The sequence below is a fragment of the Rhodococcus sp. AD45-ID genome (genome assembly GCF_003023755.1).
Taxonomy (GTDB): Bacteria; Actinomycetota; Actinomycetes; order Mycobacteriales; family Mycobacteriaceae; genus Rhodococcus_F; species Rhodococcus_F globerula.
In genome coordinates, this window is record NZ_PYHL01000001.1 from 510,331 (window position 1) to 527,986 (window position 17,656).

The window sequence follows — 17,656 nt, forward strand, 5'->3', positions numbered from 1 at the left end:
ACTTCCCTACCCACGCAGCTCTGGAAGCAACGCCTGAAGAGGATCGGGAGCATGATCGCGTTTCCCCTTCTCTCGTTGGCCGGCGCCCTCGCGCTCTGGTCGATAGTGAGCAACCTGGTCCTCTCACCCGAACGCCAGTTCATGCTGCCGCCCCCAAGTCGGGTACTCACCCAGTCGCTACTCGACTGGAAACACCTCGGCCCGATGCTTGAAGCGCTGGCCGTCACCGCGCAGGTCGCGGCGGTGGGATTTGTCGTCGCCGTTGCAATCGGCGTCGGAACGGGTGTACTGATGAGTCAGGCCAAGTGGATCGAGCGGATCGTCTACCCGTATGCCGTTGTGCTTCAGGTCATTCCTATTCTCGCGATAGTCCCGTTGATCGGCCTGTGGTTCGGCTACGGCATGACTGCCCGCACCTTGGTGTGTGTACTGATCGCGGCGTTCCCCATCATCACCAACACCCACTTCGGTTTGCAGTCCGTGGACCGGGGACTGCATGAACTCTTCACCCTCGGACGCGCATCGCGCTGGGATCGGCTGGTAAAGCTCGAACTGCGAGCGGCGATGCCTGCCATTCTCACCGGCATCCGCACCGCGTCCGGACTTGTTGTGGTCGGTGCCATTATCGGCGACATGTTCTTCGCAAAAGGACAACCCGGCATCGGCACCCTTCTCGACGTCTACCGCAGCCGACTTCAGTCCGAGGATCTGATCGGCGCGATCGTCATTGCTTCACTGTTCGGTGTCCTGGTCTTCTCCGCTTTCGGATACCTCTCCCGCATTCTGGTCGGTAAGTGGCACACGTCCGGCCGCTGATCGACCTACTCCCCATCGAAACAAGGACCTACTGACATGAGCTTCGAGATTCCCACCATCGACATCAGCCCATACGTCATGAACTCGCCGGCCGAGCGCTACGACGCTGCCTGCGCTGCCGTCGCTACCGACCTGGACCGGGCTTGCCGCGAAGTCGGCTTCATTCAGATTGTGGGACATGGAATTCCACGCGAATCGATCGACGGACTGGCCGGCGCGCTGGACGAGTTCTTCGCCCTACCCCTGGACGTGAAGAAGACGTACGCCCGCTCGTCGTCCGAGAACCGTGGATACTCTCCGCCGAAGTCGGAGTCGTTGAGCATGAGCCTGGGTGTCGCGTCCGCGAATATGATGAACGATTTCTACGAAGCCGTCGTCGTCGGAACCGAGGCCGCCGACTACCCGGACCTCGACCTCCCCGAATCCAGTTACGCCGCCAACACCTGGCCGGATGCGGCACCCGGATTCAGGCCTGCTGTCGAGCAATACTTCTCCCACGCACAGACTTTGGCTGCAATCCTGATGCGCGCGTTCACCGATGCGCTGGGATTGGAGCAAGGATATTTCGACTCCATGCTCGACCACTCGATCAATGCGTTGAAAATGAACAATTACGCGCTCCCCGAAAGCGAGATCGCGATGCCCGGGGAAATGACCGGTATGGGCGCTCACACCGACTTCGGGATTCTGACCATCCTCTGGGCAGATCAGGTGCCCGGCCTTCAGATCCTGGGCGCCGACAATCTCTGGCATGACGCCCAACCAGCGGACAACGCCCTGCTGATCAATCTCGGCGACGCGATGGCTCGCTGGACCAACGACCGCTGGCGGTCCACGATTCACCGCGTCGATCCGCCGATCGTCGACGGTCGGATCATCAGACGGCGTTCTGCCGCATTCTTTTTCGACGGAAACTACGACGCCGTCATCGAGGCGCTACCGGGAACACTGCAGCCCGGCGAGGTCGGGTATCCGCCGATCACGATTGCCGAGAACATCGCGGCCAAGGTCGCAGGATTGAAAGGTGGGATTGCCCCGGGTGGGGACTTGCGAGAAGCCGAACGAGTACGCGCGGCCGGGTAATGTCAGCACTGTGCAAGGGGACCACGAAATCCATGACGAAGAAGAAATCATGACCACAACCGAACGTGCACCGCTGACCGAGTCGGTACACGAGACTCTGCGAGAGCTCATCTTCTCCGGCGAACTCGCCCCAGGCACGCCGCTCAGTGTCCCCGCACTCGCATCCAAGCTGAATGTCAGTAGAACGCCGGTTCGCGAGGCCGTTCAGCAATTGATCTACGAGGGCATCGCGGTACACACCCGCAACGCCGGTGCGAAGGTCGAATCGCTCGATGCGGACTCACTGCGCGCGGTGTTCGAGGTCCGCGAGGTCCTGGACGGCCTTGCGGCTTTCAGCGCTACAACCCGCGCCACTCACGACATCGTCTCCCAACTGAACAAGATGGTCGAGGAACAACGTGAATTGTTGGACACCGCACCGGATCGGCGTCGCGATTCCGCGTTGGACCTCGAGTTCCACAATCTGATTCGGGAAACAGCGGCCAACGACCCACTCCGTGACGCTCTGCACCGCCTGGATGGTCAATCTCATCTGTTTCGGACGGACATGTGGGGTTCGGATCTGAACCGGCGGCTCGCCGTGGCCGAGCATGCCCGGATCGTCTCGGCCATCGAGACCGGTGACGCTGTTGCTGCCCGCGCCGCGGCGAGCGCTCACGTCGCGGGACTACTCGTCCGTACGACGCGCTGCTGAAACACCAACACACACCGACAAAAAAGAACCGCCGCACTGGATTCCAGTACGGCGGTTCTTTCTTTAGTAGCGGGGACAGGATTTGAACCTGCGACCTCTGGGTTATGAGCCCAGCGAGCTACCGAGCTGCTCCACCCCGCGATGCATGGATAAAACTACACGAGCCGGTGAACAGAATGCAAATCGCCTGCGCCAGAGTCACATCCGAGCCCTGAACCATGATTTTCGGTGACCGGCTTCACAATTTCTCCGTGACCATCAACACATAACAGACGTGTAACGGAGTCGCCTCGAATCCGCATCGCTGGGATCTGACCTGGCGATTGTCCGAATTTTCCGGACCGATACCGAACAGTCAGCTCGTAAAACTGTGAAGTGAACCTTGAAAGCAACTCCCGTACGGTCGATCCCGGCCCGAATCAACCGGGCGAACGCCGACCCGCCGCTGCCTGACTCTGCCCCGCGGGATCGGAACCCCCGAAACCTTCGAGGGGCAGAGACACGGAGAGAGAAGCGCCCGGGACGAAAGCATCACCTCGACCCGCAGGCCCGCCGTTGTCAGCGAGCGCGGAGAGGATTTACCCCATGTCTTACACCAGCATCAGCAAGCGTGCAGTAGGCACATTGGCCGTAGCCGGCGCCCTCGTTGCAGTACCCCTCACCATCTCCACCGGCACCGCATCCGCAGCCACCCACAACTGGGACGGCGTCGCAGCGTGCGAGAGCGGCGGAAACTGGAACATCAACACCGGCAACGGCTACTACGGCGGACTTCAGTTCTCGCAGAGCACCTGGACCGCCAACGGCGGCTCCGGCTCCCCCGCAAACGCGTCGAAGGAAGAGCAGATCCGCGTTGCCGAGAACACCCTGCAGTCCCAGGGCCCCGGCGCGTGGCCCAGCTGCGGCAGGCACCTGACCGTCGCATCCGAGGAGCCGGCTCCGGCGCCCGCTCCGGTCGTCGAAGAAGCACCGGCCGTCGTCGAAGCACCCATCGCCGCAGTCCAGATCCCGGCCGAGGTCAAGCCCGCCGCACAGCAGGCCTACGACTCCGCTCGCGCACTTGCCGACCAGTACGGTTTCGGCGCGCAGTTCCAACAGCTCGCCGACACCAACCCGCAGGTGCTCGCAGCACTGCGCTGATACCGGCGTACAAGCACAACCCACAACCCACAACGCACAAGCACAAACGCGAAGGCCCACCATCCGATTTCGATGGTGGGCCTTCGCGTTCTGCTACGACAACCTTACTTCGGCAGCGCCTGGTAGGCGTCAACTGCCTTCTGCAGACGATCCAACGCCGCACCGTATGCAGCGAAGTCGCCGCTCTGCTGGGTAGCTCGCAGATTTACCAGCGCTGCATCGAGTTCCGCGACAACCGCCGCGGTGTCGGTCGGAGCCGGGGCCGGGGCGCCGGGCGTCGGATTGGTTTCCGTGCTCGTATCCGGAGTCGGCGCAGTCTCGGCCGTTCCGCCCGGAGCCGTTGCCACACCGGCAGCACCGCCGTTGTCGAAGATCTGACCGAGAGCCTCGGCCAGCGTCGACGCGTAGCCGACCCGAACTCGCCCGGACACACCCGGTTCCTGGTAACTGGCCAGGACGCGAGAGAGCTGCGGGAACGACGTGCTGGCGTTACTGCGTTCGGTGTACATCGGCTCGACGTAGAGAATGCCGCCCTTTGCGATCGGCAACGCCAACTGGTTGCCGTATCGAATGGTGTTGGTTCTCTCGAGGATCGATTTCTCCGAACCCACTCGCGGATCCGAGATCATCGAGTTCTGAGACTGCGACGGACCCTGCGTCTGTTTGTCCGTCGGCAACTGCAGGACGGTGATCTTGCCGTAGTTCTTCGGATCCGAATCCACCGAAATGTGGGCCGAGAGGAACTCACGACGGAAGCCGACCATCGGGCTGATGAGGCGGAACGCCGGCTCACCGGTCTCCTGATCGCCGACCATCACGTAGAACGGCGGCTCGTTCTGGTTGGAACCTTCGACCGTCGGCTCGTTGGGTACCGACCAGAACGCGTTGTTGGTGAAGAACTCGGTCGGGTTGTCGACGTGGTACTTCGCCAACATCTCGCGCTGGACCTTGAACAGATCCTCCGGGTACCGGAAGTGCGCACGCAGGTCGTCGGAGATCGCGCTCTGCGGCTGGACGGTGTTCGGGAACACACCCTTCCAGGCGTTGAGGACGGGATCGTTGTCATCGACCTGGTACAGGGTGACCGTTCCGTCGTAAGCGTCGACGGTGGCCTTCACCGAGTTACGGATGTACGACACCTCCTTCTTCGGGAGGAGTCGGCCAGTGGTGGCGTCGACACTGTCGGCCACCAGGCCCTCGAGCGAACTGCGCTGCGCGTACGGGTAGTTCTCGAGCGTTGTGTACGCGTCGACGATCCAGACGATCTTGCCGTCGACAGCAGCCGGGTAGGCGTCGCCGTCCATTGTCAGCCACGGAGCAACCTGGCCGACGCGATCGCGCGGGTCACGGTTGTAGATGATCTTGGAATCGGAGCCGACCGCACCGGAGAACAGGATGTTGCGCTCGGTGTACTTGGCGGCAAACGCCAACCGATTGAACCAGTTTCCGATATCGACACCACCGGATCCGGTGTACGTGTACTTGGTCTGCTCGGTGTCGTACTCACGCGGTTCGGAGCCGCTCGCCCCACCGACGATCGCATAGTCCGCGGTGCCCTGAGCGATGACCTCGCCGTAGTAAACGCGTGGCTGATCGACCGGAATGACCTGCGTTCCTGCGGCCAACGACGCGATGTCGCTTACCGTGTAGATCGGGTAACCCGCGTTGTTGTTGGCTGCTTCCTTGGTCGGATCGAGGACCGGAGCGGTGATCCTGTTGGCCGGCGCTGCCACCAAGCCGTCGCCGTGTGTGTAGACGGTGTGCTTGTTGATCCAGTCCGTCTGGTTGCCCTGCAGGTTGTTGGGCGAGAGTTCACGCGCCGCAACGATGTAGTCCTGCATTTCGCCCGCGACCTCGTAGCGGTCGATGTCGAGCGACGGCGGGAATCCGTAGAAGTTCTGACGCTGCTGCTGCTGTGTGAACGTGGGCGAAAGAATGTTGGGATCCAGCAAGCGTGCGTTTGCAATGGTCGTGACGTCCGCCGGAACGTCGCGCGGAATTGCGGTGCCGTCACCCGAATACGGCTGATAGGTCACCTTGTCGTCGGTGATGCCGTACGCCTGCCTGGTGGCGGCGATGTTCCGCTCGATGTATGCGCTTTCCTTGTCTGCGGCGTTCGGCTTGACCGAGAACTGTTCGACGATCATCGGCCACACGGCACCGACCAGAACCGACGACAGCACGAGCAGAGCGACAGCCATCGCCGGAATGCGGAGATCCCGCGTGAAGATGGCCGCGAAAAACGCCAGCGCACAGATCACTGCGATGGACAGCAGGATCAGCTTGGCCGGCAGCACCGCGTTGATGTCGGTGTAACCGGGGCCTGTGAACGTTGGCTCCTTACGATCGCTCGAGAGCAGCGAGTACCGGTCGAACCAGTACGCAACTGCCTTGAGCAGAACGAAAGTTCCTGCCAAGACTGCCAATTGGATGCGAGCAGCCGTGGTGAACGTTCCCGCACGACCGGCGAGTTTGATGCCGCCGAAGATGTAGTGCGTGAGAAGGTTCGCTACGAACGCCAGGAGAACCGCGACAAACAGCCAGTTCAGCACGAAGCGGTAGAACGGCAGATCGAACGTGTAGAAACCGACGTCGAGGTTGAACTGCGGATCGGAGATCCCGAACGAACCACCATTGAAGAACAACTGGACCGTGACCCAGTTGGCCTGCGCGATCAACCCGGACAGCAGTCCGATTGCGATCGGGATGATCACACCGAACAGACGCAGACGCGACATGACGGTGGTGCGGTAGCGCGCGATCGGATCATTCGGACCGGACACCGGAACAAAAACAGGACGCGAGCGGTACGCGAGCATCATCGCCAACCACACGATGGCACCGACCACAACACCCACGACGAGGAAGAGCAGCGCGCGGGTCAGGAGAACCTTGGTGAAAACACCTCGGAAATTGACTTCGCCGAACCACAACCAATCGGTGTACATGCCGATCAGTCGCGGACCGATCAGCAGGAGTACCGCAACAATTACGGCTACCCCCAACAGGATTCGACTGCGTCTGGACAGAGAGGGTAAACCTGCGGGGGGCCGCATGCCCACGTGCCACGCTCCAAGATTCGGCGACGCCGAGGCGCCGCAACCGAGTGCATCGATCAGTGCAGCCATGCCCGAGTGGACTTGGCCGTTTCGGACCACTCTACGTAACAACAGTCACGGCGTGACAACACGAGGTGCAAGGATGAACGGGTGAGTGAAGAAAATCCGAACAGGTCACCGAAGGCGCTAGCCCGGTGCGTTCATGAAGTTGTCGACCACATCGACGCCGAAGGCTGGGATCAGCCACCCAAGTTGTATGCCCTGGTACCCACCGAGCTGCTTGCCGCAGCCGAACCGGGCCTGCTCGACCAACTCGAGGACGGGGCCGAATACACCCCGATCGAACAGGAGCCACTCCCCGACGACATCATCGGCGGATCACGCGCACTCGACGAGTTCCTGGCCACGACCAATTGGCCCGACTCCGTCGAGGGTTGCATCCTCGTGCAGGAAATCGTGGTTCTGCCGCCCGCCGCGGAATCGGATCTCGACCATGCCGTCGAGCCGGTCTTGACCGACGAACACGCGGCTGACGAAATTGCCCGACTGACGGCCGACGCGCACCCGGACCGACGAGCGGCACGCCTGTTTGTCGGCGTCCTCCGCGACGGCCCGTCCCTGTCGCTGTTGCAGATGCGCCCGGACGAGGACGCAGATCCATACGCCGAGCCGGCGCTTCTGACGTACGACGGTTTGGCTCCTCACATCGTTCATGCGTTGTACGCGACGCTAGACGAAGTCGAAGACGACTAGCAGAGGACTAGCAGCTGGGTGCTTCGCCGCCCGAGTTGAGGCTGTCGAGTGCGTCAACCGCGCCGGACAGGTTGTCGACCTTCACCAGTCGAAGCCCGTCCGGCGCGTTCTGTTTTGCCTCGTCGCAGTTCTGCGCAGGGACGAGGAACGTCGAAGCACCGGCGTCCGCGGCTGCGATGAGCTTGAAGCGGATTCCTCCGATGGGCCCCACGGTGCCGTCCGAATCGATGGTCCCGGTTCCCGCGACGAACTGACCGCCGTTGAGTTCACCTGGCGTCAGCTTGTCCAACAGCGCGAGGGTGAACATCAGGCCGGCTGACGGTCCACCGATGTCGGCAAGGTTGAACGTCACGTCGAACGGAACGTCGGGAACCTCTTCCGGCGTGATGCCGAGGTATCCGAGTTCGGGTTGGTTCGGCCGGGCTCCGACAGTCACGGGCACTGTCGTTTCGGCACCGCCGCGAATCACGGTGACCGGCACCTGCGTGCCCGGCGCTATCGCCGCAACGGTTTCTTGCACCGCACCGACGGTGTCGACGGGGGTATCACCGATCTTCACCAGCGTGTCACCTTCGGCCAATGCACCACTGGCGGGACCGTCGGGAGTGACCTTCGTGACGGTCAACGCGACTGGCTTGCCCAGGAAGTTGAGTGCCGCGAGTTCCGCGCTGTTCTCGGACTGCTGGAAGTCAGCTGTGTTGGCCTGCTGAATTTCTTCCTTCGTCTTACTCGGCGGATACACCTCGGCGCGGGGAACCAATCCGTGCTCGCCGCTGGCCCAGAGACCAAAAGCCTCGAAGAGATTGAGGCCGTCACGAACGGAGACGGTGGTCATATTGAGGTTGCCGGTTGTCGGATCGAGTTCGGTGCCCTCGATGTCGACCACGGATTTCGTGACCTGCTTGCCGTCGACGGTGGTGTCGACTGTGCCCAGCGTGTTGAACGTCGGTCCCGGCCCGAGCGCGACGTACGGAACGGTGACGAGCGATCCGACGATGCCCAAGACGACGATGGGAGCTAGGGCGGCCAGGAGAGTCACGATCCGTCGATTCACCTTGTCCAGGGTAGAGCCATTGCCTCCGCTGTTCGCCATCAGCGTGACAGCGCGCATTACTCGAGGCCTCCAACCCTTGTACCGTTGAGGTATGAGCAACATGCCGTTCGGCTTCTCCAACTCCGACGACGATCCCGACCGTGACAAGAACGCGGCCGGTGGCAATCCGTTCGGGGGTGGTGACATGCCGTTCGGATTCGGTGCGGGCGGTGAAGGTTTCGACCCCGCACAACTCGGGCAGATGCTGACGCAATTCGGCCAGATGCTCAGTGGCATGGGTTCGTCGATGGGTTCCGGCGGATCGGGTCCTGTCAATTACGACGTCGCGAAGAAACTCGCGCGCCAGCAGATCGGTTCTGTCACACCGATCACCGAGGGCAACGTCAAGGCCATCGCCGACGCGGCCCACCTTGCGGAACTGTGGCTGGACGCTGCAACGACGCTGCCCGCCGGCGCCACCAAGACCGTTGCGTGGACGGCTAACGACTGGCTCGACAACACCATCGACACCTGGAAGCGCCTGTGCGATCCGGTCGCCGAGAAGGTGTCGGGGATGTGGGCTCAGGGCCTGCCGCCCGAGGCCGCTCAGATGGCCGGCCCGATGATGGGAATGCTCACGCAGATGGGCGGACTCGCATTCGGTTCACAGCTCGGCCAAGCTCTCGGCCAGTTGTCCAAGGAAGTGTTGTCCTCCACTGATATCGGCCTCCCCCTTGGCCCGGCAGGGACCGCCGCTCTTCTTCCCGCGGCCGTTCAGTCGTTCAGTGACGGGCTCGAACAGCCCAATCAGGAAATCCTGGTGTTCCTCGCCGCACGTGAGGCTGCTCACCATCGCCTGTACAGCCATGTGCCGTGGTTGCGCCAGCGAGTGCTCTCCACCGTCGAGGAATATGCCCGCGGGATCACCATGGACTTCTCGGCGATGGAGGAGTTCGCCAAGGATCTCGACCCGTCGACTCTGGCCGATCCCGCCAAGTTGGAAGCCCTGATGCAACAGGGCACCTTCGAACCGCAGACCACTCCGGAGCAGAAGGCCGCTCTCGAGCGCCTCGAAACACTGCTGGCTCTGGTCGAGGGCTGGGTGGAGACGGTAGTCACCGCCGGACTCGGTGAACGCCTGCCCGGTGTTGCCGCGATGAGCGAGACGCTTCGCCGTCGACGCGCCACCGGCGGACCGGCAGAGCAGACGTTCGCAACACTCGTCGGACTCGAACTGCGTCCGCGCAAGGTCCGCGAAGCCGCAACTCTGTGGCAGCGCTTGACTGCCGAAGCCGGAATGGAAGCCCGCGACGGCATCTGGTCGCACCCGGATCTGCTGCCTGATTCCAGCGACCTCGATGCCCCGACCTCGTTCATCGAACGTGTCACCGGTGGTGGCGAGTCCGGCAATTTCGACGATCCGATGGCTCAGCTCGAGGCTCTGCTGGCCAAGGAACGGGCCGCCGAAGAAGCCATGGACAAGACAAAAACAGACAAGCCGAAATCGGACAAGCCGGCTGACGACGGCCAGGACGACAAGTAAACCGAAAAGTTGCGATCCACGCCGAAGTGCAAGGTCAGCGCTTCGAAAGCCTGTGGATAACTACGATTTTCGCAATCCGGAGAGCTCAGCTCACTGTCACTATCGGTGAATGAGCACACCGAACACCACACGATCCGTGGGTCCCGAATGGGATCCACGGATCGTTGTTCTTCTGCGCCCGGACGGCCGGCTTCAACTCGGATGGCGCCCGGGGAAAGCTGTGATCCTGACTCCCCCTGACGGAATCGACGGCAGGGACCTGCAAGCCCTACTCCGCTTGATGGACGGACACACGAGTATCGCGACCATCATGTGGACTGCGACGGGGCGCGGTATCAGCGCCGCAGTGATGACCGAACTGCTCGCCGAACTCACCGCGGGCGGATACCTCCGGGCAAGTCGGGGCGAGCGCGCCGACGCAGGATCGATTCGCGTCCACGGGCAAGGACCGCTGTCCGACTCCATAGCCCAGGCTCTGCGTCACGGCAGCTCTTCCGTCCATCGCTCACACGGCTACCGAAGCAGCCACGTCGTTGCCGGGTGGCGGAATGCACTTGTTGTCCTGACCGATGACGTGGTCACCGATCCTCGTCTATGTGCCGACCTCGTCCGGTACGGCATACCCCACCTTGCCGTTCACCTGCGCGACGGCTGCGGCGTTGTCGGGCCATTGGTGCTGCCCGGGCACTCGAGTTGTCTGCGATGCGCCGACATCACCCGGGCGGCCCATGATCCGGACTGGCTGCACCTGGCGGCGCAGTTGCTCGGTAGCGCCGGTTACGCCGATCCCGCGATGATTCATGCGACCACCGCGCTCGCTCTGTCCGAGATCGAGTCGGCGATCAGTGCGTCCGAAGCGACGGCGCCGGCCAGCTTGTTCTCTACCCTCGAGATCGATCTTGTCCCATATCGCATCACGACACGTCGCTGGCCTCGACAAACGTCGTGCAGTTGCCATTACCTTGCACCCGTGACGGGCGCCGGTGGCATCCGTCAGACATGATGGTGGGGTGTCCGACATCCCGCGCAAAAGCTCTGCCCGTACTGCCAAACTCGCAAGCATTCCGATTGGGATGGCCGGGCGGGCCGCAATGGGCTTCGGACGCAAGCTCGCCGGTGGTGACAAGGACCAGATCGACGCCCAGCTCAGCGCCAGGGCCGCGGAGCAGTTGTTCTCGGTTTTGGGTGAACTCAAGGGCGGCGCCATGAAGCTGGGCCAGGCGCTCAGCGTCATGGAAGCGGCCATTCCGGAGGAATTCGCGGAGCCGTATCGCGAGTCCCTGAACAAGCTCCAGGCCGCCGCGCCGCCGTTGCCCGTCAAGCAGGTCCACAAGATGCTGGATCAGCAGCTGGGAACCAAGTGGCGCGATCGATTCCAGTCCTTCGACGACACCCCCACCGCGTCGGCCAGCCTCGGGCAGGTCCATCGGGCCGTGTGGTCCGACGGACGCGACGTAGCCGTCAAGGTGCAGTACCCCGGCGCCGACGAAGCCCTGCGCGCCGATCTCAAGACCCTCGCCCGATTTGCCGGCCTGTTCGGATCGGTGATGCCCGGCGTCGACGTGCGTCCGGTCATCGAGGAGTTCACCGCGCGCACCGAGGAAGAACTCGACTACCGGATCGAAGCTGACAATCAGCGAGCATTCGCCGCGGAATTCGACGGCGATGCACAGTTCCTCATCCCGCGCGTCGTTGCCAGCGCACCGAAAGTTGTTGTCACCGAATGGATGACGGCAACACCGCTGACCAGGATCATCGAGAGCGGAACGCCGAACCAGCGCAATGCAGCCGGTGCGCTGCTCGCCGAGTTCCACTTCGCGTCACCGGCGCGCGTCGGCCTGCTGCATTGCGATCCGCACCCCGGGAATTTCATGTTGCTCGACGACGGCCGGTTGGGTGTCATCGATTTCGGTGCGGCGGCCCCGTTCCCGGGCGGGCTACCCACCGTCTTGGGAACAATGGTCAGACTGGCGGTCGACGAACGATTCGACGAACTGACAGAACTGTTGCGCGCCAACGGTTTTGTCATTCCGGGCCGCACCGTCACCGAACAGGAAATCGCCGACTACCTACGTCCGTTCACCGATCCGATTCAGACCGAGTCGTTTCACTTCACTCGAACCTGGCTTCAACGAGCCGCCGGAACTGCGACCGATTTCAACAGCGCGCAGTTCCGGACGGCCCGGGCACTCAACTTGCCGCCCGAGTACCTGATGATCTTCCGAGTCCTCCTCGGCTCGGTGGGCATCTGTGCCCAATTGGACGCGTACGCCCCGTACATGGAGATCCTGACCCGGTGGCTGCCGGGATTTGCGGAGCCACAGGTGTAACAGGTGTAACCAGCTCCTCAGGCACACACGAGTTGCTTACGGGGCCTGCCCCTCGGCCTCTTGGTTGCTATGACTGCACCGTGGTCGAGGATTTCTCCGCCCCACACTCCCCACGGCTCTTCGCGGTCGAGAGCTGCACCCAGGCAGAGGGAGCGGATGGGGCACTGCGCGCAGAGCGCCTTGGCTTTTTCGAGTTCTGCCGGGGACTCCGCGAACCACAGATCGGGATCGGATACGCGGCACGGCAGGTCGTGGCGGGTGGAAGCGATCTCGATGAATGTGACGGCTCGACATGTCTGGGTAGACAACTCGTCTCTCCTAGCTTGGATGCGACAGGCGTGTCGCAAAAAATGGGTTCGATGGGTGCGAACCACAACCGAGCGGGAAACCGGAAAGCACGGGATCCAACACAAAGGCCACGGTCCGCGTAATGCGGGGTCCGTGGCCGTAAGTGAACGGATGTGTCCTATCGAGGATTTTCTCGATGGCTTAGAGACACGGACCTGATTGCTGCTGGGTGCAGCTGGGCGGCGGCAACAGCGAACTGTTCACGCACGGGGTACGAAATCATGTTCGTCATTTTTGCCACCTCCATTTCTGATCGGTCCGGATAATTTTCAGCGCACGAGTCTCCCCGTAGCACTGGAAACCAGACTAGAGAATTCTCGGAAACTGCACAACCTATTTTTGACCTGCAGTTTTGCAAATAATGAGGACGTCTTCGCCGTAGTCTTCGAGTTTCTTCGGTCCGATTCCGTTAATGGCAACCAGGCCCCGAGCGTCCTGTGGCCGTTGCTCGGCAATCGCAGTCAGCGTGTTGTCGCTGAACACGACGTAGGCAGGCACCTTTTTCTCGCGTGACTTGTCGAGACGCCACGCACGCAGGTTCTCGAGCAATTCGACGTCGATGTTGGAAGGACAATTCTCGCATCGACCGAGCATCGTGGCCGACGTTCCCATGAGCGGTTTTCCGCAGACACGGCAACGCTGACGCTTCTTGCCAGACTGCGCGGGCGCGGCAATTCGTGAGGCCGGCGAGTCCTCGGGGATCAACCCGTTCAGGAACCGTGAGCGGCGTCGGGATTTCCGGCCGCCCTCGTTGCGCGCCAACGCCCAGGACAAGTGCAAATGCTCACGGGCGCGCGTAACACCGACATAGAGGAGTCGACGCTCTTCTTCGACCGCTGCCTCATCGGGCGCGGAGTTGGAATCGCCGAGCACGTGCTGGATGGGGAGGGTGCCGTCGTTGAGACCCACGAGGAAAACGGCGTCCCATTCGAGGCCCTTGGCTGCATGCAACGACGCCAACGTGACGCCCTGGACCGTCGGTGGGTGCCGCGCTTCGGCACGCGCCGTCAGCTCCTGCAAGAGTCCGGGCAGCGTCAGTTCGGGATCGTGAACCAACTGCTCCTCGGTGAGCGCAACGAGCGCAGTCAGTGACGCCCAGCGCTCGCGCGCCTGCGTACCGGCTGGTTCCTCGTTGGTCAGTCCGAGTGGGGCCAGTACCGCGCGGACCAGCGAGAGAAGTCCTGAGCCGCTGTCTGCCCCTTCAGGAAGGTCGTCACGACCGCCGGCCTGCCGCAGCGCCGTCACCGCCTGACGAACCTCGGTACGAGTGAAGAAACCCTCGCCGCCGCGCACCTGGAACGGGATGCCGAGCTTGGTGAGTGCCTGCTCGTGCACTTCGGACTGCGCGTTGATCCGGTACAGGATCGCGATCTCCGCCGCCGGTGTGCCTGCGGCGATCAGACGTTTCACCGACCGGGCTATCGCGAGTGCCTCGGACGGTTCGTCGTTGAACTCCGCGAACTCGGGCTCGGGACCCGGCGCGCGTTGTCCGATGAGTTGCAATCGGGTACCGGCGATTCGTCCGGTGGCAGCGCCGATGACCCGGTTGGCCAGCGAGACGACCTCGGGTGTGGAGCGATAGTCACGTTCGAGCCGGACCACTGTTGCCTCGGGAAACTTCCGTGAGAAGTCGAGCAGGTAATTCGGTGTAGCTCCGGTGAACGAGTAGATGGTCTGGTTGGCGTCGCCGACCACCGTGAGGTCGTCGCGGTCGCCGAGCCACGCGTCGAGAACCCGCTGCTGCAGCGGCGTGACGTCCTGATATTCGTCCACGACAAAACAGCGGTAGCGCTCACGGAACTCGTCGGCCACGGACGAGTGCTCCTCGAGTGCCGCAGCGGTGTGCAGGAGAAGATCGTCGAAATCGAGCAGCATGCCGTCCTGGCCGCGCGCCTTCAATTCCTCGTACGCCGCGTAAACCTGCGCTACCTTCGCCGGATCGGCCGGTGCCTCCCGGCGGAACTTGGCAATGGTGCGCGGGTAATCCTCCGGCGCGATCAGCGACGCTTTGGACCACTCGATCTCACTCGCGAGGTCGCGCACGCTTTCGGTGCTGGTCGGCAAACCCACCCGGGCTGCGGCGCTGCTGACAACAGCGAACTTACGATCCAGCAGACGCCATTCGGTATCGCCGATCACCTGCGGCCAGAAGTACTTGAGTTGCCGCAGCGCAGCAGCGTGGAACGTGCGCGCCTGTACCTGGGGGCCGCTGCCACCAACACCCAACTCCCGCAGTCGGCCGCGCATTTCACCGGCTGCGCGCGCGGTGAACGTGACCGCCAGGACCTGCCCGGCCTGCACATGACCGTCGGCAACCAGGTGGGCGATTCGCCGGGTAATCGTGCGTGTCTTGCCTGTTCCGGCACCCGCGAGTACACATACCGGGCCGCGTGGAGCGAGCACGGCGGCTGATTGTTCCGGGTCCAGTCCGGTGTCCGCAGGCATGAGCACCATCATGGCAGGACGTACCGACAGCGCCGCCGCGTGCCCGAGCGTATGTGGGCAAGCGAACACGGCCGGTTACGGAACAACAACCGAACTCGTGGTGTTATATGCGCCGTGACTACTTCCGAAAAAGCTCCTGCCCTCACCATCTACTCGACCACGTGGTGCGGCTACTGCCGCCGCCTCAAGACCCAGCTCAACGCGTCGGGCATCGAGTACACCGAAATCGACATCGAGAACGATCCGTCGGCAGCCGAATTTGTCGGCAGCGTCAACGACGGCAATCACATCGTCCCGACGGTGAAGTACGCCGACGGAAGTGTCGCGACCAACCCGTCGCTCAATCAGGTGAAGCAGGCCCTCGGACTGTAGGGCTCTATTTGACCCAGCTCTCGAGCATTCCTCGCGCAATCGAGATGGAACCGGGTAGGAGCAACGGCGCGTCGGCGTCGGACGCCCAGTCCCCCAGTTCGAGAGCAGATCGCACCTCTTCCTTGGTGAACCACGCTCCCTCGGCGATCTCGCCGTCCGCGAACACCAGCGGATCGGCGGGGTCGCCGATCGCCGTGAATCCCAGCATCACCGAACGCGGGAACGGCCACGGCTGACTGCCCAGATACCGGACGCTGTGGACGTCGACGCCCACTTCTTCCTTGATCTCGCGCACCACACACGTCTCGAGTGACTCCCCCGCTTCGACGAAGCCTGCCAGGATCGAGAATCGTCGCGGCGGCCACGTCGGCTGGCGAGCCAGCAGTACTCGATCTGCGCCGTCGTGCACCAGGCAGATCACTGCCGGGTCGGTGCGCGGGAACTCTTCGTGGCCGGTGGTCGTCGAAATGCGTGACCACCCGGACATCGTCGGCTCACTCGGAGCCCCGTCGATCGAGCTGAATCCGGCACTGTCGTGCCAGTTGAGAATGGCGATCGCGCCCGTCAGTAGACCTGCGTCCGCGTCGTCGAGCGTTCCGCCCAACATCCGCAGATCCGACAGTTCTCCGGCAAGGAGTGACACGCGCACAGCCCATACATGCTTGTTGTCACGAATTCCGAGAAACACTGCGCCGCGGACAGGTTCCGCACCCAGGTCGGTGGCCTCGCCGAACACCAACTGCCCGTCGGACACCTTCACCTGACCGCGCGAGTTGACTCGTAAGAGCGACGCGTCACTCCACCCCGCGGTCAGTGCGGCTGCGTCGGACCGTAATTCCTCGGCGCGGCCGACACTCGAGCGGGAAAGCAGAGGCGTTTCGGTCAGCTGGAAGTCGTTCACGCTGACGACATTACTGGGCGCCGAAATACCGGGTTCCAGCTATCAGCTGACAACGCGACGGATGTACAGCAGGCGATCGTCTGCCTCGACAGCGTCGACCTCCGGTGAACCGACCCGGACCAGTCGCCCGTCGCGAACAACGCCCAGCACGATGTCGGACAGGTGACGCGGTGATCCGCCGACCTCGTCACGTTCGACAGCACGCTCGGCGATCGCAAATCCAGCCTCGGGTGTCAGGAGATCTTCGATCATCTCGACGACGGTTGGCGTGGTGGTGGCGATGCCGAGGAGTCGGCCTGCGGTTTCCGATGAGAGGACCACGGAGTCCGCACCCGACTGACGCAGGAGATGCGCGTTGTCCGCCTCACGGATAGCCGCGGCGATTCTTGCCTTCGGCGCAATCTCGCGGGCGGTGAGCGTCACGAGCACCGCTGTGTCGTCGCGGTTGGTCGCGACGATGATCGAATTTGCCCGTTGCGCCCCGGCGAGACGAAGCACGTCGGACTTGGTTGCCGAACCGAATACGGTCACCAGGCCCTTGGCCTCAGCGGCGTCAAGCACAGCCCGGTCCGTGTCCACGACCACGATCTCGGATGCGGAAACACCGTCACCGATCATGGCTTCAATTGCTGTGCGCCCCTTGGTGCCGTATCCGACGACGACGGTGTGATTACGCACTTGCTGCCTCCAACGCTGAATTTTGAACGCCTGACGCGAACTCTCGGTCAGAGCTGACAGTGTGGTTCCGACCAACACGATCAAGAAGAAGATACGAAGTGGCGTGATCAACAAAACGTTGACCAGACGAGCCGACGGGGTGAACGGCGTGATGTCGCCGTAGCCGGTGGTCGAGAGCGACACAGTGGCGTAGTAGATGCAGTCGAGAAGCGAGAGCTCGTTGTCCTGCGCGTCCCGATACCCCGCACGATCGATGTACACGATGAGCACTGCGGCTGCGAGCGCGCCGAGCGCAACCAGAACGCGCTTGTAGATAGCGCGGGCAGGACTGGTCTGCAGCTGCGGAATCCGCAGCACCCCGACAAGGGCGAAGTCAGGCTGGTCGGCCAATGATTCCGACCTGGAAAAACGCGCCCGGAGCTTTCCGGCCATACTTGCAACTCTCTCACTAGTAACTACGC

General features: G+C 62.7%; 15 protein-coding genes and 1 tRNA gene. 9 read left to right on the forward strand and 7 right to left on the reverse strand.

Annotated features, from left to right (window positions below; genetic code table 11):
* Window positions 1–51 precede the first annotated feature (51 nt).
* From C7T36_RS02330 to C7T36_RS02340, 3 genes are read left to right on the forward strand one after another with little or no spacing between them, the layout of a single operon-like run.
* The gene (locus C7T36_RS02330) at window positions 52–816 is read left to right on the forward strand and encodes an ABC transporter permease (protein ID WP_202025990.1); all 765 of its coding nucleotides are present in this window, start codon (window positions 52–54) and stop codon (window positions 814–816) included.
* A 36-nt stretch (window positions 817–852) separates the two neighbouring features.
* Window positions 853–1,899: an isopenicillin N synthase family oxygenase gene (locus tag C7T36_RS02335; RefSeq protein WP_084703030.1), complete on the forward strand. Its 1,047-nt coding sequence runs from the start codon at window positions 853–855 to the stop codon at window positions 1,897–1,899.
* Window positions 1,900–1,948: 49 nt separating this feature from the next.
* Window positions 1,949–2,593, forward strand: coding sequence for a GntR family transcriptional regulator (locus C7T36_RS02340; RefSeq protein ID WP_045071140.1), 645 nt, complete (start codon window positions 1,949–1,951; stop codon window positions 2,591–2,593).
* Window positions 2,594–2,660: 67 nt separating this feature from the next.
* On the opposite strand, the gene C7T36_RS02345 is transcribed toward C7T36_RS02340, so the two are convergent.
* A tRNA-Met gene (locus tag C7T36_RS02345) sits at window positions 2,661–2,734 on the reverse strand.
* A gap of 444 nt (window positions 2,735–3,178) precedes the next feature.
* Here C7T36_RS02345 and C7T36_RS02350 point away from each other — a divergent pair.
* Entirely contained in the window at window positions 3,179–3,733 is a 555-nt protein-coding gene (locus tag C7T36_RS02350; RefSeq protein WP_045070491.1) for a transglycosylase family protein, read from the forward strand.
* A 104-nt stretch (window positions 3,734–3,837) separates the two neighbouring features.
* On the opposite strand, the gene C7T36_RS02355 is transcribed toward C7T36_RS02350, so the two are convergent.
* Complete coding sequence (locus C7T36_RS02355; RefSeq protein ID WP_033231490.1) at window positions 3,838–6,795, reverse strand: UPF0182 family protein; 2,958 nt, start codon at window positions 6,793–6,795, stop codon at window positions 3,838–3,840.
* A gap of 147 nt (window positions 6,796–6,942) precedes the next feature.
* Here C7T36_RS02355 and C7T36_RS02360 point away from each other — a divergent pair, with 147 nt between their 5' ends.
* Window positions 6,943–7,545, forward strand: coding sequence for a PPA1309 family protein (locus C7T36_RS02360; RefSeq protein ID WP_033231147.1), 603 nt, complete (start codon window positions 6,943–6,945; stop codon window positions 7,543–7,545).
* Window positions 7,546–7,552: 7 nt separating this feature from the next.
* On the opposite strand, the gene C7T36_RS02365 is transcribed toward C7T36_RS02360, so the two are convergent.
* Complete coding sequence (locus C7T36_RS02365; RefSeq protein ID WP_045071144.1) at window positions 7,553–8,599, reverse strand: PDZ domain-containing protein; 1,047 nt, start codon at window positions 8,597–8,599, stop codon at window positions 7,553–7,555.
* A 91-nt stretch (window positions 8,600–8,690) separates the two neighbouring features.
* Between C7T36_RS02365 and C7T36_RS02370 the strand changes: the two genes are divergently transcribed.
* The 3 genes from C7T36_RS02370 to C7T36_RS02380 all read left to right on the forward strand — a co-directional run bounded on the left by C7T36_RS02370 (window position 8,691) and on the right by C7T36_RS02380 (window position 12,451).
* The gene (locus C7T36_RS02370; protein ID WP_045070493.1) at window positions 8,691–10,121 is read left to right on the forward strand and encodes a zinc-dependent metalloprotease; all 1,431 of its coding nucleotides are present in this window, start codon (window positions 8,691–8,693) and stop codon (window positions 10,119–10,121) included.
* Between the two features lie 109 nt (window positions 10,122–10,230).
* Window positions 10,231–11,124, forward strand: a complete 894-nt coding sequence (locus C7T36_RS02375; RefSeq protein WP_045070496.1) for a hypothetical protein — start codon at window positions 10,231–10,233, stop codon at window positions 11,122–11,124.
* Window positions 11,125–11,131: 7 nt separating this feature from the next.
* Entirely contained in the window at window positions 11,132–12,451 is a 1,320-nt protein-coding gene (locus C7T36_RS02380; protein WP_045070499.1) for an AarF/ABC1/UbiB kinase family protein, read from the forward strand.
* Window positions 12,452–12,468: 17 nt separating this feature from the next.
* On the opposite strand, the gene C7T36_RS02385 is transcribed toward C7T36_RS02380, so the two are convergent.
* Both C7T36_RS02385 and C7T36_RS02390 read right to left on the reverse strand, forming a co-directional pair.
* The gene (locus C7T36_RS02385; protein WP_045070502.1) at window positions 12,469–12,759 is read right to left on the reverse strand and encodes a WhiB family transcriptional regulator; all 291 of its coding nucleotides are present in this window, start codon (window positions 12,757–12,759) and stop codon (window positions 12,469–12,471) included.
* Between the two features lie 373 nt (window positions 12,760–13,132).
* Entirely contained in the window at window positions 13,133–15,256 is a 2,124-nt protein-coding gene (locus C7T36_RS02390) for an ATP-dependent DNA helicase UvrD2 (RefSeq protein ID WP_033231151.1), read from the reverse strand.
* A gap of 102 nt (window positions 15,257–15,358) precedes the next feature.
* Here C7T36_RS02390 and C7T36_RS02395 point away from each other — a divergent pair, with 102 nt between their 5' ends.
* Window positions 15,359–15,616 (forward strand): mycoredoxin, encoded by a 258-nt coding sequence (locus C7T36_RS02395; protein WP_033231152.1) that lies wholly within the window; start codon window positions 15,359–15,361, stop codon window positions 15,614–15,616.
* A gap of 4 nt (window positions 15,617–15,620) precedes the next feature.
* On the opposite strand, the gene nudC is transcribed toward C7T36_RS02395, so the two are convergent.
* A complete protein-coding gene (nudC, locus tag C7T36_RS02400; RefSeq protein ID WP_045070505.1) occupies window positions 15,621–16,517 on the reverse strand; it encodes an NAD(+) diphosphatase in 897 nt (298 codons plus the stop codon).
* 42 nt (window positions 16,518–16,559) lie between these two features.
* Window positions 16,560–17,627, reverse strand: a complete 1,068-nt coding sequence (locus C7T36_RS02405) for a TrkA family potassium uptake protein (protein WP_033231154.1) — start codon at window positions 17,625–17,627, stop codon at window positions 16,560–16,562.
* Window positions 17,628–17,656: the final 29 nt, after the last annotated feature.